Origin of the sequence: Serratia sp. BNK-12 (assembly GCF_047456085.1) — a bacterium.
Lineage (GTDB): Bacteria > Pseudomonadota > Gammaproteobacteria > Enterobacterales > Enterobacteriaceae > Serratia > Serratia liquefaciens.
In genome coordinates this window covers 589867-610897 of record NZ_CP179896.1, presented here as the reverse complement: position 1 = coordinate 610897, position 21031 = coordinate 589867, and the positions used below count along the sequence as shown (strand labels likewise).

General features: G+C 53.5%; 13 protein-coding genes. 3 read left to right on the top strand and 10 right to left on the bottom strand.

The window, feature by feature from the left end; all coding sequences use genetic code 11:
• Positions 1–15: 15 nt before the first annotated feature.
• From ACMGG1_RS02745 to ACMGG1_RS02720, 6 genes are all read right to left on the bottom strand, one after another.
• Positions 16–597: a fimbrial protein gene (locus ACMGG1_RS02745; RefSeq protein ID WP_128865441.1), complete on the bottom strand. Its 582-nt coding sequence runs from the start codon at positions 595–597 to the stop codon at positions 16–18.
• A 43-nt stretch (positions 598–640) separates the two neighbouring features.
• A complete protein-coding gene (locus tag ACMGG1_RS02740; RefSeq protein WP_130016522.1) occupies positions 641–1186 on the bottom strand; it encodes a fimbrial protein in 546 nt (181 codons plus the stop codon).
• Positions 1187–1495: 309 nt separating this feature from the next.
• Positions 1496–2125 (bottom strand): helix-turn-helix domain-containing protein, encoded by a 630-nt coding sequence (locus ACMGG1_RS02735; protein ID WP_128865443.1) that lies wholly within the window; start codon positions 2123–2125, stop codon positions 1496–1498.
• 155 nt (positions 2126–2280) lie between these two features.
• Positions 2281–2766, bottom strand: a complete 486-nt coding sequence (locus ACMGG1_RS02730) for a hypothetical protein (RefSeq protein WP_130016523.1) — start codon at positions 2764–2766, stop codon at positions 2281–2283.
• Positions 2756–3607, bottom strand: a complete 852-nt coding sequence (locus ACMGG1_RS02725) for a winged helix-turn-helix domain-containing protein (protein WP_130016524.1) — start codon at positions 3605–3607, stop codon at positions 2756–2758. Before ACMGG1_RS02725 ends, ACMGG1_RS02730 begins: the two co-directional genes overlap by 11 nt.
• 402 nt (positions 3608–4009) lie before the next feature.
• Positions 4010–4906 (bottom strand): LysR family transcriptional regulator, encoded by an 897-nt coding sequence (locus ACMGG1_RS02720; RefSeq protein WP_041414962.1) that lies wholly within the window; start codon positions 4904–4906, stop codon positions 4010–4012.
• A gap of 273 nt (positions 4907–5179) precedes the next feature.
• Between ACMGG1_RS02720 and ACMGG1_RS02715 the strand changes: the two genes are divergently transcribed.
• From ACMGG1_RS02715 to abgT, 3 genes are all read left to right on the top strand, one after another.
• Complete coding sequence (locus ACMGG1_RS02715; RefSeq protein ID WP_020828628.1) at positions 5180–6496, top strand: M20 family metallo-hydrolase; 1317 nt, start codon at positions 5180–5182, stop codon at positions 6494–6496.
• Positions 6493–7944, top strand: a complete 1452-nt coding sequence (locus tag ACMGG1_RS02710; protein WP_130016525.1) for a M20 family metallopeptidase — start codon at positions 6493–6495, stop codon at positions 7942–7944. Before ACMGG1_RS02715 ends, ACMGG1_RS02710 begins: the two co-directional genes overlap by 4 nt.
• Positions 7945–8046: 102 nt before the next feature.
• Positions 8047–9573, top strand: coding sequence for a p-aminobenzoyl-glutamate transporter (gene abgT / locus ACMGG1_RS02705; RefSeq protein ID WP_371078541.1), 1527 nt, complete (start codon positions 8047–8049; stop codon positions 9571–9573).
• Between the two features lie 45 nt (positions 9574–9618).
• On the opposite strand, the gene ACMGG1_RS02700 is transcribed toward abgT, so the two are convergent.
• From ACMGG1_RS02700 to ACMGG1_RS02685, 4 genes are all read right to left on the bottom strand, one after another.
• Positions 9619–10194, bottom strand: a complete 576-nt coding sequence (locus ACMGG1_RS02700; RefSeq protein WP_020828635.1) for an Ail/Lom family outer membrane beta-barrel protein — start codon at positions 10192–10194, stop codon at positions 9619–9621.
• A gap of 239 nt (positions 10195–10433) precedes the next feature.
• A complete protein-coding gene (locus ACMGG1_RS02695) occupies positions 10434–10967 on the bottom strand; it encodes a hypothetical protein (protein WP_020828636.1) in 534 nt (177 codons plus the stop codon).
• A gap of 104 nt (positions 10968–11071) precedes the next feature.
• On the bottom strand, positions 11072–11509 hold the full coding sequence (locus ACMGG1_RS02690; RefSeq protein WP_020828637.1) for a hypothetical protein: 438 nt from the start codon (positions 11507–11509) through the stop codon (positions 11072–11074).
• A gap of 8 nt (positions 11510–11517) precedes the next feature.
• Positions 11518–21021 (bottom strand): hemagglutinin repeat-containing protein, encoded by a 9504-nt coding sequence (locus tag ACMGG1_RS02685; RefSeq protein WP_414161139.1) that lies wholly within the window; start codon positions 21019–21021, stop codon positions 11518–11520.
• Positions 21022–21031: the final 10 nt, after the last annotated feature.

Sequence of the window (21031 nt, the reverse complement as noted above, 5' to 3'; positions counted from 1 at the left end):
GCGTTCTAAGATTCGTCATAAATAATCTAATCTGAACCGAATGGTGAAAAAATACCCACCCACCTTGAGCGGATGATGAACCGCAACAAGTGTCATAAAGTAATTGAGCATTTTATTTCCTGGAGCAAGAGTTTCCAGCGGCATCGCAACACCGGGGATAGCGACATTTCCATTATGATCCGTAATTCTTATCGCTACCCCCTTCCCTCTGCCTTCCCCCTGAAAGAGTCCGTTATCGTTATTACCATCAAACGTAAGTTGCACGTATTTCCTGGCGGAATCATGCGCACTCTGTGTTTCCAGAGTGCAATTAATTAACTCAATAGAAAAGGCTTTGGCATTCCCCTGCCCACGCCGATAAATATCTGAGACAGAGATATTTCCCATATCAATGGTTTGCTCGCGGCTTTTGGTAGAAATGGCGCATGCCGTTGCTACAATCTCACCTTTTATATTGACCTGCCCTCGTCCTTGCGATGATAGGGCCTCTGCATTTGCAGAAACAATCAATGCAAACACAAAAATTAAAGGGGTTATTATCTTTACTCTCCCCTTAGATAACATGGCCTTACCCTCATTGAGCGCTAAATCAGGCATGCGGTTTCCGCATGCCTATCTAGCACCAGCTACTTAATAATGTTTACTGGTAAGCCAAGGTAAAGTCAGTCACGGCGCTGAAATCACCAGGTGTAGCTGAAGAAGCACCATCGCCTTGTAAATAGGCGGAGAAACTCAAAGTATTTTTCCCCGATTGCAAGGTCTGAGCATTCGTTGCAGTTCCCAGTTTAATGACTTCACCAGTCCCATCAGTAATAGCAATACTTGCCCCCTTAGCCGTACCGGTAATGCTCAGACGACCATCCTGGTCTTTACCGCTTGCCCCTGTGAAAGTCAGGTTCACTGCGTTATTCTTCCCTGGACCAGAAGTGGTTAACTCGCAGTTCTCTAGGTTAATATAAAAAGGTTTCACCGTAGATTTACCACCATCCTTCAGCGAAACCTGAGAAACCTGCCCCAATTCAATGGTCTGGTCTGCTGAATCAGCAGCAATAGAGCATGGCGCATCAATAATAGATCCGGTGAAAGTAACCTTACCGGAACCCTGGTTCACAACGGCGGCATTAGCGATAAAAGAAGCACCCATAGCACCCATGATCATCGCCATCTTAAGCTTATTAATATTCATTATTTAATCTTCCATCACAATAAATTATCTCTTACCTTGAGAGGAAACATCCCTATATAGAAGCATCCCTCTTCCCAAGACGAAAATTAATCAAAACCTTCGACGAGATAAAATATAACACCGTCAAAACATCACTACTCAATGAATAAACCTAAAGTTAATGAAATTAAAACAAATCCATTAAAAACAATGAGATAAACTTAACAATTAAAGTTGGCAGATAATTTAAGATGTCTTAAACAAGCTAAACAAGATGAAACAGAGCATTCTAATCATTTTTACATTAATAAATAATGTAACAATCACGAATTACATCCGTTTTTTATTTGCCCCCCCACAGATAAAAGATGTCAACTCCAGATTATTTTTTAACTTTAGCTTTTTCATCGCAGAGTACTTCTGCGTATAGACTGTTTTAGCATTTCTACTCAAGATATAAGCTATGCTATTAAATGAGAACCCAGCAGAAAGAAGCTCGATAACATCAATCTCGCACTGAGTCAAAAGCTGCTTACCACAGGATTGACAAGTTGATGACAACGCATTGCTGTAGCCGCCCTCTTTATTCATTGACAGCTGGCTGAAGTATTTTTTTATTTTACCTACAGTTTCTGATGTAGAGTCCCGCTTTGAGAATTTCAATCCAGAATTGAAAACAGAACATGTTAACGACCCACGACCTCTCTTGACGTCTCTTACATCTCTAAATACCGGAAAAACCACACCACAGAATCCCTTACTGATTAATGGCAATGACATGGCACAGTCGCCATCCCCCTCCACTTCCTTAAACACAACATCAGCATAGTTCAGTTTACTCTTATCAAAACTCACATTTCCAATGAATCCGCCCTCAATAAATATTTTATCAATTAACAACTTTAACCCCTGTGCATAATACTTATCACTGCCAACAATAATAACATTGTAACTAAGCATATATTCCCTTATCAATCTAACAACTATAGATTAATCACACTACAGATTGATGATTAAGATAAATAATTAACTTAGCTAAAAAAAACTTATAAAAAAACCTGACATTAACGTCAGGTTTTTTTAGATTTTATACAATTGTAGCATCTACTTGGAGCTCAGCGTTCCTTACAAACAAAGTGAGGAATTGAGTTAGTGTAAAAAGTATATTTATTATGGTAATCCTTGACCACTCTAAAGCTAACCCAACCGTCAACCCTATCGAGGTAATCATAAAAATATTTTTTCGACAGCACATCAGGCACATTATCCGAAACATCGGGATGCACGGCTTTAGTTTTTATAAAATAAGAGGTGCCATCATGCACAACATACTCTACTTCAGCATAGCGCTTAACGTTATAATTAACACCTGCGGAATTAATCTTACCGCTGTATGAAATAATCCCAACATTTTTATCCAAAAGAAATAACATGCCAAGCTCCAGGCGGTCACTCCCACTTGATGATGGATAAATAAAGCTCGCATGCGCATAGCAACCCAAGCCATTCTCACGCTTAGTCAGTTTTTTATAAAAAAAACATCCAGCAAGAGAACCAAGCAGCAATAAAAATATCACAGCTAAAAAAAACCTATTTTTCATAACGATGCCCCCCTTCACGATAAATATAGTAGGAAGAGCAATCCGTGTTTTCGCTCAAAATATCACCATTACAGCTAATCAGGGAAACTCTCGGCAACGTATTGAAATAACTGATGTATACCCTTTCACTCTGTGAACAGGTTTTACCTGCTTCGGCTAATGCGTCTGAAATCTTATCTCTCGACCACGCAATCTCTTTTTTATAGAGATAAATATCGCAGCCGTTAACTTTCATGGCGTGATGATAATCGTGGAACCGGCCGTTTTTGGTCGAGAAAAAATACGCCATTAAAACCGTTGCGATCAGCGCCACACTCAATGTCAGCAGTGCAATGAGCAACCAATTGATAATGCTGGGCCCTCTGGCATCTGCCGGAGCTTTTTCTGGATATTGCTGATTATCAACTTCAGCCGCTGGCTGTAAAATTATATCAGGCGCTTTTTCGATTACCCTACCAGGCTGGCCTAACCTTTCAATACAGGGAACCTGTTTACCTCCCGCTAATGCTGCAACATGCAGCCCCGCCGCCAAGCACATGCCACGACGAGGGATCGTCACTATCACGTCATCGTTCATACCAAGCTGTCTGAATGCACGGCGAATCATAGAAATATGCTGATACAGCGTATTCACATTAACCGGGATCCCATGCTGCTCCCATACTTGCTCAAACAACACTTGTTGAGATGTTGTATTAGGAGAGTTTAATGTAATGATAGCCAAGCAATCACGTGAAGGCGTAGTTAATGAAACTCGGTTACCTTCATTATTAGCCTCATACAAACAACAGGCGTTAAAGTCAAAAACGACTTTATTATTAAATATCTTGTTTTCTTCCATAAAACGCCTTTAAATACAGTAAAATCAAGAAAAAAGTATGTCAAATTAACCATTTTGGTCAAGCAATACATAGGAAAAATCCCAATGAATAATTCAACTCATTGATTTTGAAATATAAATTTAAACATTAAACATTCTTATGGTTTTGTTTTTGCCGTTTTTTTACCCAACTAAATTGCATTAAAAATAATGCTATAACTACAAAGGTGAGAAATGGAATTAAAATACCCCCATTAAGATAAAGATATTTTTATAAATTAATGACAGAGAGATTTTCAGCTGTTTTTTTATAAGTGTACAATACGTAAATTACGCAAAAATAGAACATCGTAGATATCTACTGATTGGCTAATTAAGTGGTTTGCACATTTCGCTCAACACTGCCGGTTTTTGGTTAACACCTCAGCGACAGTGCAGACGAAACAGGCGCGCCAGGTGTGCGCCCATCGGCGTAAGCGTGGTGTCCTTACGCTGAATCAGATAAAACGTCGCCTTTGGTAAGCTTTCTTCCAGCGCCAGCGGCACCAGATGCTTACCCAGTATTGGGTCAGAGATCACATCTACCGATAAAATACTGACGAAATCACTTTGCGCCACCAGGCTGGTGCAGGCCATAAATGTCTCACAGGTCACGCTGATTGACGGCGCCATTCCCAAATCCCCGAACAGATCGTGCAGCAGGCGATAGTAGCTGCCTTTGGGCGTCGGCATGGTCCAGTCGCAGTGCTGCAGCTGTTTCAGGGACGTCGCTCCTTCCATCGGATGCCCCTTGCGCACCACCACCTTGTACTCTTTTTCCATCAGCCGTTCGTACTGTAATTCATTGTCCAGGCTGCTGGGGTAATAAGTATTGACGGTAAAATCCAGCTCGCCCTGGCGAAGCTCCGGGATCATCGATACCAGCTGTCCTTCGACAATCCGTACTTTGACCTTCGGGTATTCACGATGAAACTGGGTGATAACCTGCGGCATGACGGTGCGCGCAATGCTGCCGCCTACGCCGATATTCACCGAACCACCCGCCAGCCCCAGCCGTTGCTGAATATCCTCCTGCGCCACCCGCAGCTCTTCGAGGATCAGGCTGGCATGCTGGAAAAAGTTATCGCCGCAGTCGGTCAGCACCACGCCCTGGCTGCGGCGAATAAACAGCTTGGCCCCCAGCACCTGCTCCAGCTCCTGAATCGACTTGGTTAACGCAGGCTGGGAAAGGCGTGAAGTGCGGCTGGCGGCGCGGATGCTGCCCTGGCGACTGACTTCTACAAACGCACGTAATTGGTGCAATTTTATTGAGGCTGGCATAGGCAAATGGCGATAACCGTTGTTTATCAATAGCAAGATATTGGCATCTTATTTAGCCTGATTCCATTGTGTACATTCGAAAAAAACAGAATATATAACCAAATTCTTATTTCGCTTAATTAAGCGCATTTTCTGCGCCGATAAGCGCTATTCACGGCAGTTAGTCACTAAATACGTCTTTTTTTTCATTAAATAGCTTCACCGTCTGATTTGGTTCAGCGCACCACTGCTGCCCGGCATTTACCTGGGCGCGATAACTTATGAGATATCAAAATGAATAATCCGCTTTCGATGTTGGTGACCGATCTGTACCCGCAGCTGCAGGCCTGGCGGCGTGACTTTCACCGCTACGCCGAGTCCGGCTGGTTTGAGTTCCGCACCGCTACCCTGGTGGCGGAAGAGCTGGATCGACTGGGCTACCGCCTGCAACTGGGTCGTGAAGTGATTAACGCCGACGCCCGCATGGGGTTACCGTCGGCCGAGGCTCTGCAGGCTCAGGAGCAGCGCGCCCGCGAACAGGGTGCGCTGGAAAAATGGCTGCCACATTTTTCCGGCGGCTTCGCCGGTATTGTCGCCACGCTGGATACCGGCCGCCCCGGGCCGGTGATCGCCTATCGCGTTGACATGGACGCGCTCGATCTCAACGAAAAGCTGCAGCCGGATCACCTGCCGTTTCGCGAAGGTTTTGCCTCCTGCAACAGCGGCATGATGCATGCATGCGGTCACGATGGCCACACCACCATCGGCCTGGGACTGGCACACGTTTTCAAAAGCCTGGAGCCTCAGCTCAACGGCACCATCAAACTGATTTTCCAACCGGCGGAGGAAGGCACCCGCGGCGCAAAATCCATGGTGGAAGCCGGCGTAGTGGACGACGTTGATTTCTTCACTGCGGTGCATATCGGCACCGGCGTGCCGGCCGGCGAACTGGTGTGCGGCAGCGACAGCTTTATGGCGACCAGCAAACTCGACGTCACCTACCGTGGCGTGGCCGCCCATGCGGGGGCCAAACCGGAAGATGGCCGCAATGCGCTGCTGGCGGCGGCACAGGCCACGCTGGGGCTGTACGCCATTCCACGCCACAGCGAAGGCAGCTCGCGCATCAACGTCGGTGTGCTGCAGGCAGGGACCGGTCGGAATGTGATCGCCGACCACGCATTCATGAAAGTAGAAACCCGCGGCGCCACCAATGCCATCAACGAATTTGTCTACCAGCAGGCGCTGAACGTGATTGAAGGCGCGGCAAAAATGCACGGCGTTGAGTGCGATATCGCGCTGATGGGCGCGGCACAGAGCAGCAAACCGACCCAGCCGTGGGTGGACTACATTCACCGACAGGCGCAGGGCATTGCCGAACTGAGTTCGGTGGTCGACCGCCGCGAGCAGGCCGCCGGTTCAGAAGACGCAACCTACATGATGGAACGGGTGAAATCGCACGGCGGGCAGGCCTCGTACGTGATCTTCGGCACCGAGCTGAGCGCCGGGCACCACAATGAGAAGTTTGATTTTAATGAACAGGTCATGGCGGTGGCAGTGAAAACGCTGGCGTCGCTGGCGCTTAACCTGCCTACTTTTGGGAGCCAAGCATGAGCCATCCACAGCTGCTGAAGTTTATCCATCACTACATTGACCAACACCAGCCGCGTTTTAGCGCACTGAGCGACAGTATCTGGGATCACCCGGAAACACGCTTTACCGAAACCTATTCTGCCAATTTGCTGGCCGATGCGCTGGAGCAAGAAGGTTTTACGCTTGAACGCGGCGTCGGCGGCATTGAAACCGCATTTATCGCCAGCTATGGCAGCGGCCACCCGGTGATCGCCCTGCTGGGCGAGTACGACGCCCTTGCCGGATTAAGCCAACGGTCAGGCTGCGCCACGCCGCAACCGCTGGTCGAAAACGGGAACGGTCACGGCTGTGGTCACAACCTGTTGGGCACCGCCGCATTGGCGGGAGCCTTCGCGGTCAAAGCCTGGATGCAGCAACAGCACCTGACCGGCACCGTGCGTTTCTACGGCTGCCCTGGCGAAGAGGGCGGTTCCGGCAAAACCTTTATGGTACGCGAAGGGCTGTTCGATGACGTCGACGCCGCACTCACCTGGCACCCCGAAGGCTTCAGCGGCATGTTCAATACCAGCACCCTGGCCAATATTCAGGCGGCGTTTCAGTTCAAGGGGGTCGCCGCGCACGCCGCCAACTCACCCCACCTTGGCCGCAGCGCGCTGGATGCCGTGACACTGATGAACACCGGTGCCAACTTCCTGCGTGAGCACATCGTGCAGGAAGCGCGATTGCACTATGCGGTTACCAATACCGGCGGCAGCTCGCCCAATGTGGTGCAAGCCGACGCCGAAGTGCTGTATCTGATCCGCGCGCCGCAGCTCGATCAAGCGCAGGATATTTACCAGCGAGTGATCAACATTGCCAAGGGTGCGGCGCTAATGACCGATACCCAAATGACGGTACGTTTCGACAAGGCCTGTTCCAACTACGTGCCAAACCGCAGCATGGAGCAGGTGATGTATCGCCACGTCTGTGGCTTCGGTCTGCCGGAGTACAGCGAGGAGGAGCGCAGCTTCGCCACCGAGATCCGCCAAACGCTGAACAAGGACGACCTGCGTAATGCCAAGCTGAATATCGCCCGGACTGGCGGGGCGGCCGGGCGTGAATGGGTGCAAAACCTGGGCGACAAGGTGCTGATGGATGAAGTCGCGCCTTATGTGGCCTCGGAAGATCTGCTGTACGGTTCCACCGACGTCGGCGACGTCAGTTGGGTGACGCCGACCGCTCAGTGCTTCAGCCCGTGCTTTGCGCTCGGCACCCCGCTGCACACCTGGCAACTGGTGGCACAGGGCCGCACCTCTATTGCGCACAAGGGCATGTGCCTGGCGGGCAAGGTGATGGCGGCCACCGCCATCGATCTGTTGAGCGACAGCGCTCTGCTGGCGGAGTGCCGCCGCGAGTTCGAACGCCAACGAACAGAACAGCCGTACAGTTGCCCAATCCCGTCGGGGGTTAAACCTTCGCCGTTAAAATAAAGACAGAACGACACAGGCCCACCCACGGGCCTGTGAAAATAATTATAAATAAATCAAATAATAAAAAATAAACACAACAGGACAAACACAGAGGGTAAGCCAATGAGTGAGGCCACAACGTCAGTCAATAAAAGCCCCGGTCGCATTTTTTACTGGGTAGAACGCATCGGGAATAAAATTCCCAATCCTTTTTTACTGTTCGTCTATTTAATCGTTGTTTTAATGCTGTCCACGGCGCTGTTCTCCTGGCTGGACCTAGCGGTGAAGAACCCGGCCACCGGCGAGCTGATCAAGGTGAATAACCTGATGAGCGTAGCGGGCATGCAGTGGATTTTCCCGAACATCATTCATAACTTCAGCAGCTTTGCGCCGCTGGGAGCCATTCTGGCACTGGTCATCGGCGCTGGGCTGGCAGAGAAAGTCGGGCTGTTGCAGGCGCTGATGTATAAAATGGCCTCACGCGTTAGCGCACGCTATGCCAGTTACATGGTGCTGTTTATCGCCTTCTTCAGCCACATTTCATCGGACGCCGCGCTGGTGGTGATGCCGCCGCTCGGCGCACTGATGTTCCTTGCCGTGGGCCGCCATCCCATTGCCGGGCTATTGGCCGCTATCGCCGGGGTCGCTTCCGGCTTTACCGCCAACCTGCTGATCGTCACCACCGACGTGCTGCTGTCCGGTATCAGTACCGAGGCCACCAAAGCGGTAGACGCCGCCGTTCACGTCAGCGTGATCGACAACTGGTACTTTATGGCCACCTCGGTGATCGTGCTGACCATCGCCGGCGCACTGCTGACCGATAAGTTTATTGAACCCAGGTTGCCGGAATGGCGCGGCAGCGCGGAAGATAAAATTGAAGCGCTAACCCCGTTGCAAAACCATGGGCTGATGATGAGCGGCATCGCCGCACTGGTGTTTATCGCGATTATCGCCGCGCTGGTGGTACCGGAAGCCGCCCCGCTGCGCGATCCCAAAACCGGTTCGGTGATCCCCTCGCCGTTCATCAAAGGCATTGTACCGATCATTATCCTGTTCTTTTTCACCGTCGGCATTACCTATGGCGTGGTGACCAAACAGATCCGACGCCCAGACGATATTCCCCACCACCTGATAGAGCCGATGAAGAGCATGGCCGGCTTTATCGTGATGGTGTTTCCGCTGTCGCAGTTCGTGGCGTTCTTTAACTGGAGCAACATGGGCAAGTTTATGGCCATCGGCCTGACCGACATGCTGGAAGCCGCCGGCATGAGCGGCGCACCGGCGTTCCTCGGCCTGATGTTCCTCTCTGCCTTCCTGTGCATGTTTATCGCCAGCGGTTCGGCCATCTGGTCGATTCTGGCACCGATTTTTGTGCCGATGTTTATGCTGCTCGGCTTCCACCCGGCGTTCGCGCAGATGATCTTCCGCATTGCCGACTCCTCGGTGCTGCCGCTGGCACCAATGTCGCCGTTCCTTCCGCTGTTCCTCGGTTTCCTGCAGCGTTACCGCAAAGACGCCCAGCTCGGCACCTATTACGTGCTGATCCTGCCGTATCCGCTGGTGTTCTTTGCCGTGTGGATTTTACTGTTGCTGACGTGGTACGCACTCGGCCTGCCGATCGGGCCGGGGGTCTATCCGAAGATGGGGTAAAGATTACCGGCCTCTTGATATCGGGAGGCCGGAAGCATGCAACTATCAGAAACGATAGCCAATGCCGATATTGAAACCGTTGATAGAGCGATTTTTACCACCGGCATCCAGTTTGGAGCCTTCATAACCGATATCTACCGCCAAATTTTCCATTGGGTTAACCTGGAAACCAACGCCGTACATAAAGGAGGTTTTCTTCTGGTTACCGCTCTCTTCACCCATATATTCGTAAGTGTTGTATGCGTAATTGCTCCAGGATGACTTGTAATCCACCTTGTTATAATTCAAACCCAGCAGCCCGTAAACGCTGACAAATTGATTAAAACGGTATGCCGGACCAACGGACAGTGAGTAATATTTAACTTCGGCATGATTATTAACTTTGTCGCGATAGACATTGTAAGACTCGTCCTTGTCACCGCTCATATAGGTAAATGAGCTGATAACGCTGATTGGCGAATCCCACTCGTAACGGTACTTAACGTTCACGCCATTGATATTCTTGAAGTCCTGTACCTTGCTCTGCGCATAACCGGCAGTGATGGTACTTTGCCCAGCATGGGCAGCCATGCCGAAGCCCAGAGTGGAAAGAACCAAAGTGGAGATGATTAACTTTTTCATGCAATCTTCCTTAATCGTAAGTGGAACAACATTGGTAAAAAAATAACTATCCATGTCGTATTGGCGGCATAAATCATTAATTTTTCATTATCAACAAAAATTGGTTGATAAAATTAGATTATAGCAAACCCTTTTTATTATTAATTAGTTGAACGTGCAATTTGCTAACCGCCTTTTAGAAAGAACAATCACGCTGTCTTTAGTCGCTGGGAACTGTCTATTCGCTTTCAAACTATTCCCTACTCTACTTTATGGCAATAAAGGGGGGATTCACCCGGAGCCCTGACCACATAAGACGGAAAATCGGTGATTTCTGTCGTCTGATAGGGCTGGACTTCTTGCGTTGCTGGAAGCCGATCCCGAAATCCTTTGGCTACAATCACCTCACTCGAAGGGCTGACCGGCATTGAGACTTTCAGGCTTTTCGGATCGATATAAACCCGCTGACCATTCTCTTCCATAATCACTTTCTGCCGATAGCTCAGAGTAATTGTTGCCGTTGATGAGCCATGAGGAATGAACATCACGCGGACATCGGCGTGGCTTAGATTTTCCGCTCTACTTATGATATGCCCACGAATTTTTGTGGTCATAGGCAATAGATTTTTACCATTCCCGGCAAGTTCGGCCTCGCAGTTAACAATACTGCCAGGCGGATAGGCGGCATCGAGTGTCCGCATTTCTTCGCGTGTGACAGCACTAGAGTCCAAGGAGCCAAGCAATATAAAACCGCCAATCACCAATGGTAGGGCTGTCTTGTAAAATCTTTTCATAGCCTCTCCTCCTGACATCCGGCAATATATTTATCCAAAAAACGCTCCATAATAACTCTATGGAATTACCCTCTACTATATTAAGTTAAAATGAAGCATAAAACTCAACTTAAAAAATGAAAGATAATACCAACAACATATATTACCCTAATGCTCCACAAGGCCAAACCCCGTAAGCCAGCTCTTTTGGCAAAAAAAATCTCACTAAAGATTGCTGAGCTCTTTATTCTTCCCGGCTTAATCTCACCCTTGTAATAATAGCAATACATGAGAAAAGCCCATGCCCCAGCTATCAGAATAAATTGATATGTGTGTCTCGCCTCTATATCAAAACGCAGTAAAAAAGATGCAGGAATGACCAATAGAAGAACAATCCTCGCAGTCATAGCTGTAAAGTTTTCTTTACCAACAAAGAAAATGCCATCAAAGAACACTGACATTGATGAAGGAGCCCAATAAGAGAGCCCCGTTTTTTTACAAAAAACAATAAAAGAGACAAAAAAAATGGCAATAATTAATATTTGAAAGTAAATTAACATCATTATCTATCTCACTTTTTTTCAAAATCATAGTGATAGAACTCAGTCCCGGAGGAACCATTTATATCAACATTACCAACTCCAGTTTCTTTTGATATTCCGGTCCAGCCGATAGCTGGTCCTACACCCAAGCTTAACCCTACACCATCTTTGCCATACGAAATCCCCACACCGGCAATCCCAAAACCAAAGTCTAATGAGTTATTTCTTTCCATATCAAGCGTATTAGCAAAGTATGGCCCCAGCTGTATACCTATTTGGCCAGCTACTCGCCCGCCCAGAGCAAGTGTCTCCCCCTGATTAAGCGATATTTGCGTTGTGTCGACTGTCCCGTCTACATAAAGGCCATAGCCGGCACCAACCGCAGCCTCAACTTTACCGTAAGGTTTAACTTTATATGTAACACCAACTGAAGGACCAAGATGTGAGTCTTTGACTGCCTGATCAATAGCCTCTGGTCCGGCCCCTTGCTGTGCCATCCAAAATGCCAGCGATGCATCCTGCTGGACGGCTGGTGGTATAGGGAAGTTAAACTGGTCATTATTCTCAGAAGTATTCTTACCCGATTGTCCACCAACGACCGCACCCGCCGTATCGCCACTTGCCAAGCCGCCGGCCAAACCACCTGCGAGCGTAGCCAACGCGGAAACAGTCTGGCGCTGTTCTTCGCTCATTTTGCTGAAGTCACTGGTGCCGAACATCGCCTCGGCAATCGCTTTAGTGCCTAATGCAGCTGTCGCAGCGCCCGCAGCTCCCGCCGCGGCCGATTGGCCTTGCAGTTCAGCCAGTGCGCCAGCCACCACGGCATGTGCGATAATTCGGCTTTCCTCATTCGGTGCCAGGCGATGTATCTGTTCCGCCAGATACGGCGCAGCCCCACCGGCAATCGCGGCTTTTAGATCGCCACCGGCCAACCCTTGCACTGCGGCAACCGCCGCCTGCATACCCTGTTGAACCTTACCGCCCGTACCATAGCCCGACTCGCTGAACGCCTGGTTATACGCCGTCTGGTAAATCTGCGCGTTGATATCCTTATCGGTGATGACCTTGCCCGGTTTCTCTTTCGCCAGCTTATCCGCTGCTGCCTGGCGATCGGCATCGGTAACGTTATTCATTTTCTCGTTGGCGGCTTTGGTTGCGGCGATCGCCCCCTCGGTCCGCGCAATATCCATCGCCTGATTGCCGATCTCGCCGATCAGCTGCGCCTGCTGTAGCCGTTTTTGCTCTTTCTCTTTGTCGAAGATCGGGCTCAACGTCTGGTTGGCGTGCTCCACGTCGCGGCTCAGGTCGTTGACGTCCTGCGTTTGTTTGTCCTGATCGCGGATGATGATGGTGCCGTCGCTCACCGCAGCAAAGGTGGTTGAGCTGTCGTGTCCGCTGTTGTTGGCCCCCACCAGCAGGCCGTTGGCCATGTTACCGGCGAACTGGCTGCCAATGCTGCCGCCGGAGCTGATGCCTACGCTCTGGTGCTCCACGTCGAAATCGGCCTGATTGTGAATGTCCTTAAAGCCCAGCGTGCCGGTATCGAGCGTGTTTTTGTCGGCAGTGGCGGTGCTGCCGATCACCGCGCCGTTAAGCTGGGTATGTTCGCCCACCGTCAGGTCAAATCCGCCCTTGCCGGCGAAAATGCCCGTCTGCTCCTGCACGCTGTCGTAATTGCTGTGCATCTTGTCTTTGCTCAGGCTGATGCTGCCCGAACCGGTCATCGAACCGAAGGTGAAGCTGCCGCCAGCGCTGGCATTCTGCTGTTTGGAATCGTAACGATCGCTGTCCTGCTGGCTTTCCAGCAGCAGATTGCGACCCACGTCGGCCTTGACCGATTCGCCGGTGACCTGTGCGCCGATCAGGTTGGTATCGCGCCCGCTGGTAATGTTGACCTGATTACCGGCGTTAACCGTGGTTTCGGTGTGGCTGGTGCCGTTGCCCTTCTCGTTACCCTTGCCCTTGTTGACGCTGGCGGAAACGCTCAGCCCAATACCGCCGGAGCCAACACCGATACCCACGCCCAGCGTGCCGCCCTGGCTCTCGTTTTTACCGTCCAGATACTGGGTGTTTTTGGCGGAAAGCAGGTTCACGTCGCGGTTGGCATTCAGGGTGACGTCCTTGCCCGCCTGCAACTGGCTGCCCTGCACCAGGATGTCGCCGTCCTGGCCCTTCACGCCGTTGCCGCTGGCGGTAATGCTCAGGTTATTGCCCGCCGTCAGGCTGCTGCCCTGCGCGGTGCTCTGCCCGCTGTTTTGAGTAGAGGTGGAAGACTGGGTACCGTAGGAAATGCTGATCCCCACCATGTTGTTATTGGCCGGATCGGCGCCCTGCGCCTGCGCCAAACGCGCCGCCTGCACCGCCTGTACGCCGCTCAGCGCCGCCTTGGTACCCTGCAATGCCGCCAGGCGACTGTCGTCGGTGGATTTCGCCTGCTGCGAGGTTTCTACCGCAGTGTTCAGCGCACTGCCGACCGTGCCGGACAGTGCCAGTGTCAGACCGGATTTCTTCTGTTCAACCTTGTGAGTCTGGCTGTTCTGATCCTGCGCCTGCGTCACCGACACATTCTTGCCGCTCAGCGCCATGTCCTTGCCGGCCACCAGTTCGGACCCGGTCACCGCCAGGTTATTACCGGCCCCCAGAGTGACGTTGCCGTTTACGCTGCCGACGGTGCTGCCCTGATTGGTCAGCCCCTGCGCGGTATCCGTGGTTTTCAGGCTTTCGGTGCCGTAGCTGATGCCGATACCCCCGCTGCTCATCAGGCCGGATTTTTTCTCCTGCTTGAGGTGCAGTTCGCTGTTGCTTTCGGTCGCGCCGGTGATGCTAAGATCGTTCCCTGCCAGCAGTTTCACGTCCTGAGTCCCGGCCACGCTGCTGCCCTGAACGCGTAAATCATTGCCCGCCAACACATTAATGCTGTCGCCGCTCAGGGTAGTGCCCTGTACGGTCTGGCGATCCAGAGTGTCGCGGGTGGTGGTCGTGGTTTTCGACATCAGGCCGTTACCGCCGGTCACCTTGTGTCGCTCGTCCAGATCGAGAGTGTTCTCGCCGCTGAGAATATTGATGTCATGGCCGGCATTGAGGTTCAGCGCATCGCCGGCCGAAACCGTTGCCGCATGGGCAGTAATATCGTTCCCGGCATTGAGGGTCACGGCCCCTTTGCCCACCACTTCGCTGCCGACCTGCTGGCTGTTGCCCTGTTTCAGGCTGTTGTCGCCATTCCAGATCAGGTTGTCGCGGCTGGCCGTAGTCACCGTATTCAGGGTGAGATCGCGCCCGGCACTCAGCAGGGTTTGGCCATTCTCACCGCTGTTAACCACCTGCGCCGCATCCAACTTGATGTCGCGACCGGCCTGCAGCATCAGCTTGCCGTCGGCTCCCTGCACGTACATGCCTGCCACGCTGTCGATGTTGGTGCGTTCGAAGCTGTTGGCGCCGTTAACGCTCTGCGCCGTACGGGTAGTGCTGATGGCGTTGATATCACGCCCGGCGCTGGCCAGCAGCGAGTTGTTGCCCTGGATCACCCCGCCGATATTGTTAATGTCGGTACGGGCAGTCAGGCCAACGTCGGCCCCCTGAATCTGGCCCGCCACGTTGGTGATGTTGGCGGCGCTCAGTTTCACCATTTCACGCCCGGCGATATGGCCGCTGTTGAACAGGCCTTCGCCCAGATTGAGATTGACGTTACGCCCGGCAATCAGCGCACCGGAGCCGTCCAGATCGCCCGGTTGCATGCGGGCATACACTTGCGGTACCAGGACGTTTTGCTGGCTGCCGTCCGGCAAGGTGACTTTGGCGTTCACCAGCCAAACGATATCTTGGGTCAACAACCCCATCTGCTCAGCCGTCAGCGCCACGCCCACCTTCAGGTTATATTGCTGGCTGAAGGCCAGCCCCTGATCCATCAGCGCCTTAAACTGCTCTTCGTCGTTGTTGAAACCGTCCAGATAGCGCTGGCCGGTCAGGTTGATCACCTGTTCGCGGATCAGCCGCTGCTCGTAGTAACCGTCACCCAGGCGCTTCAACACGTTATCCGGATTATTGGTCACTTTACCCATCATGTAATCCGAGCCCAACCAGGATTTCTGGTTGGTGAAGCGCGGATCGGTCTCCACCAGATACTGGCCGCCCGGCGCCGGATTGGTCTTGAACAGGCTGTTGTCCGGTAAACGGGTGTCTGGCCCGACAATGCGCACCACGCTGTCCGCCGCGTCGCCCTGCTGGTTATTGACCTTGTTGGCGACTTCGAACTGCTGGCCCGGCTGCAACGCTACGGCCTGGATCACCGGCAGAGCGCCACTGCCAATAGTCTGCAGGCCGGCGGAAATATCACTGCCGCTGACCACCGCATTGACCCCACCGGCAGCGCCGATAGTGGTATTGGTGCCCTGCTGCGTCAGCGGGGCAATGGCGATTGGGTTACCTGCCACCTGCCCGTGGTCAATCAGCTGGCTCGGCTTCAGCGAAATGGTCTGAATGGTGGTCGGTGGCGTATAGGCCGTGGCATTGTGCCCCTGCTTATCTTTACCCTTCTTCTTGATGCGGTAGTAACTGGTCACTTCGCCGACGTCGGTGGTCAGGCGCTGGCCCGGCACCGCCACGTTATCCACGCTGCCGGCATTAATCGCCAGCGTGCCGCCCGCGATCACCTGGCTCTTGTCGTTCAGCAGATGCCCGGCGTTGATCGCCATATCGCCACCCGCGATGATTTTGGCCGGATCGCTTTCCTTGACCTGGGTTTCCTGCACCGTGCGGTTGTAGTCGTATTGCGTAAATCTGTCGTTGTTATGCCCAGTTTTCCCTGGGGTATTCAGGTTCAACAGCGAGTCTGATGAATTGCGGTCAACGAAAACGCCCGGTTCTCCGGCCATCCAGCGTACTGGGTCACCCGATTGCTGATACTCGGTAATTTTTCCGTTGGAAACGGTGACCAGTTCGGTAGTAAAGCGGTCGTTGACGTTGTTGATCTGTCCGGCCGAAATAGCCATGTTGCCCGCAGATTCAAGGGTCGAACTGTGATTATTGAGGGTGCCGGCCTGGCCAGTGGCCAGGTGGTTGGCGTCAAGCTGGCCGCCAATCGCCATGTCCCCGCCGCTGTAGATCAACCCATGATCGTAGTTATTCAGCGTTTGGGTGCCGATATCCACCCGTTCGCGCCCGGCCAGCGTGGCAGCGGTGCCGTTTTCCGCCAGGTTGTTAAAGGTGACGGTTTGCACGCCAATAGCATCGCCATAAATACGGCCGGTGCCAATGTTGGTCAGCGTATTGGCCTGGATCAACGTATGTTTGCCGTCAATCAGACCATAGTTGTTCAAGGTACCGTTGACCGTCAGCCAGTCCTGCCCGGCGTTTATCTCGCCGCTGGCGGCATTGAACAGATTATTGGCGCGCAGATCGAGCTTGGCACCCGCCAGCAGTTTGCCGCTGTTGGTCACATCGCCCGGCGTGGTGAAATTGAAATTGCCGTTGGCAATCATCTCACCGCTGTTATTGATGCCCTGTGCGCTGACCAGGTTCATATCGCCCAGCGACAGCAATTGCCCGTCGCCGCCGACCGCTGCTGCGTTGATGTCCAGCAGCTTGCCCGCTTTAACGATACCGCCGGTGTTCAGCAGGTTAAGCGCCGCGCCCTGCAACTGCAGGTTTTCGCTGGCGGCCAGTTGGCCTGCGCTGTTATCCAACTGACCGCCGTTGGTGATAGTCAGCTGTTGGTTAGCCAGAATGCTGCCGCCACGGTTGCTCAACGAGCCGGTGTTCAACGCCACGGCTTGGCCTTCCAGCCCTTTATTTTCCGCCTTGGTGTCGTCGTTGATGAACTGCAGGGCATTGAGCGTCACGGTGGCGCCGCTGCGGATCAGCCCCAGGGCGTTGTCGATAACCCCCTGAGCGCTGTCCAGCAACAGGTTGCCGACCGCCTGAATTTGTCCGTTGCGGTTATCCAGACCGGCGCTGGCGAGTTGAACCGCCTGTTCGCCAACAATCCGCCCGCCGTTACTGTTGTCCAATTTCAGCGCCGCCAGGGCAAAGTCACCTTTGGCCCCCAGCGTTCCGCCCTGATTATTGACGTCGCCACTGCTGAGCTGCAGTTTACCCAGGCTGTGCAGGGTACCGTTCTGGTTATCCAGCAACTGGCCGTGGGTATCGACATGCATATCCGCACCCGATTGCACCAATCCACCCTGGTTATTCAAGCCGCCTGCACCGGTGGTATTCAGCACCAATGCCTGCTGTGCCACCAGTTTGCCGCCACCGTTCAGCAGCGCTTCGGCATCGAGCTGCAAGCCCTTGCCGGCAATCACCACGCCCTGGCCGTTATCAAATACGCCGGTAGTGAGGTTCATCGCCCCCTGGCTGGTGATGCCGCCCTTGTCGCCGCTGTTGGCGTTGGTCAGCCGCTCAACGGTCAGATCTAACCCCTCACCACTCTGGATCAGGCCACCGTCGTTGTTATTGAGGCTATTGCCGTGCAGCTCCAGCGCCGTCTGTGCCGCCAACTGGCCGCCCTGATTCTCCAGCAGGCCGAAGTTAATCTTCGCCACATCGGCGCTGACCAGCGTTCCCTGATTGTTCACCAAATGCGCGCTGTCCAGCTGCAGTTTTTTGCCTGCGCCAATCACCCCAAGATTGCTGTTATCCAGCAATTCTTTGGCATCCAGCGTCATATCCTGACCGGACTTGATCGCCCCGCCCTGGTTATTGATCACCCTGGCGGTGGCCGACAGCTGCTTCTCTGAAGCCAGCGTGCCGCGGCGATTATCCAGTTGCTCGCCATGCAGCTGCAGGTCACCCGCACTGGCGATAAAACCGGCCTGGTTATCCACGGCACCGCTGGCGATCGTCAGTTTGCCCAGGCTGCTGATACCGCCATTCTTGCCGCTGTCGCGATTGCTCAACGCCTGACCGTGGGTATCGATGCGCGCATCGCCGCCCGCCTGCAACAGTCCACCGTCGTTGGTCAGTGCCAGGCTGTCGATATTCAGCTTCTGCTTGCCGACCAGAGTGCCCTGGCTGTTATCAAGCTGGGCGGTGAACAGATCGGTCGTCCCGGCACCCACCAGCATCCCTTGGCTGTTGTCCAGCGCGCCGCTGTGGATCGTCAACGTCCCCTGGCTGAGGATGCCGCCGGTTTCACCGCTCAGGCGGTTGCTCAACGCCGCGCCCTGGGTGTCGATATTCATATTGCCGGCGGATTGCAGCAGGCCAGCGTCATTGTTCAACACACCGCTGCTCAGGCCCAGATCTCCGCTGGCGGCGATAACGCCCTGTTGGTTGTTCAGCGCCCCTTTGCCCAGCGCCAGCGAAAGCGCGCCGCCCACGACCTGCCCGGCCTGATTCTCCAGCCCGGTACCGGTCAGTTGCAGAGCCTGTTTGGCCTCAATACGGCCGCCGCGGTTATCCAGCGCCTGTCGCGCCGTAACCTCAGCATTGCCCGTCGCGGCGGAAACCAGCCCCTTGCGGTTATCCAGCTTGTCCGCCCGCAGCTGAGTATGGCCGCTGGCCGCCAGTTGTCCCTGTCGGTTATCGATAGCGCCGCTGACCTGTGCCTTCAGGCTGCCGTCCTGCGCAGCAATCACTTTGCCGCTCTGGTTGTTCAACCGCGCGGCGTTAAGTGCGACGTTGCCGTTAGCCGCCAGTTGGCCGCCCTGGTTATCAATCCCCTCGCGGGCATTAAGGCGCATCTCACCCTTGCCGCTCTGCACCAGTTGGCCGTTGCGGTTAGACAGACTGCCGGCATCCAACGCGATCTGCTGTGCCGAAGTCGTGCCGCCGTCCAATACGTAGTCGCCGCCCTGCATGCTGAGCTGGCCGTTGGACAGCAGCTTGCCACCATCGCCCTGCAAGCGACCGGTATTCACCGCCAGCGCACCTTTACCGGCATGGACGATTTGCCCGCCCTGGTTGTCGATCAGACCCGCTTCCAACGTCAAGTCATTGCCGTTGCTGGCAATACGGCCACCGGCGTTATCCAGTTTGCCCTGTGGGTTCAACCGGAGGTTGTCTTCGCCAAGCTGGGTGATCTCCCCCTTGCGGTTGGATAAGTCATGCGCATTAAGCGCCAGTTTATTCGCCGCCAGCTTGCCACCGTCATTATTGAACCGCTTGCCGCTGCTGGCTGTGAGCTGTTGCGCGGCTTCAACCTGCGCATTGGCCGTGGACAAATCGCCGGCCCCGGCTTCCAATGTGACCTGGGTAGCCGCGGTACGGCTGCCGCTGATGTCCACGCCCTGCCCATTGGCACGCAGGTTGCCTGCCGCCAGATTTTGGCCCTGCGCAGTCAGTTTTCCGCTGGTGGTTAGCGCCAGTTCGCCGCTGCCGCCAAGCCGACCATCCTGTTGCACACCGGCCGCCAGCGTACTGCCTTTGCCACTGTTCAGGCTGGCTGCCTGGATACGCACATTATTGCGGGCCGCAATAGAACCGCTGTTTTGTACCTCACCGTCGCTGCTGACATCGGCATGGCCCGCCGCGAACAGCGAACCGCTGTTGCTGACGCCGCCCTTCGAGGCCAGTTGCGTATCAGCGCCGCTGCTAATTTTACCGCTGTTTTCAATACGGCCATCGGCAGTGACTATCACGCTGCCGGCCTGCGCACCGATGTTACCGGCGTTACGTACTCCAACGCCGGTTTCGGTGCCGATCATGCGGATCTTACCGGCGTACATACCGCCCAGCTTAGCCACGTCCACCGCAAGTTGTGGACGGGTGGCCGGCTCGTCGCTTTGTTTGTCGATCTGTTGATGCGCAGCATCCACCTTGTTGCGACCGGTGGTGACTTTGAGATCGTTCGCCCACAGTCCGGCATTGATCTTCGTCGAACGTGCAATGATCTCGGTGTAATCCTGGCGCGAACTGTCCATACCGGCGCCTTCAACCACCACTTCACCGCGTTCGACGTTAAAGCCGGTCAGGTTACCGTTGTTCATCTGCGCCTGCCCGGTGGTCAGGGTGGCGCGGTTGGCGTTGATAAAACCGCAACCGTTACAGGTAATGCCTGACGGGTTGGCGATCACCACCTGAGCACGCTGCCCGGCAACCTCGATATAACCGTTCAAACGGCTGGGATCGCGGGAGTTGACCTCGTTGAGGATCACCTTGGCTTCGCCTTTCGCCAGCCACGGGTTACCGTCGACCCAGCCGCCCTGCTGGGTTTGAGTCATTTTGTGGGAGTTGTTGAGGATCGCACCCTGTTTGTCGACGTCAAACTGGCTATAGGTATTGCGAGAAACCCCACCGGCGCTTGGCGTCTGGATATTGACCTGTGGCGTACCGTTAGCGCTGTTGACGATGGTCGGCTGCTGGCCGCCCGGCGCATTGCCGTCAGCAATAATCGCCGCCTGCACCGGTTGGATAGCCCCCAGCGCCATCAGCAGGCTAAAGCTGACGGCGTTCATCTTGCCTATGCACTGGCTCAGGGTATGCCCCAAACCAGACGAACGGGCTGACCCGGCACGGCCGGAGCGGGCGATATCCGCCACCACCATCAGCATGCCACGCGCTTTGTTGAAAACGATACGATACAGGTTCTTGTTCATGGCAATGTCC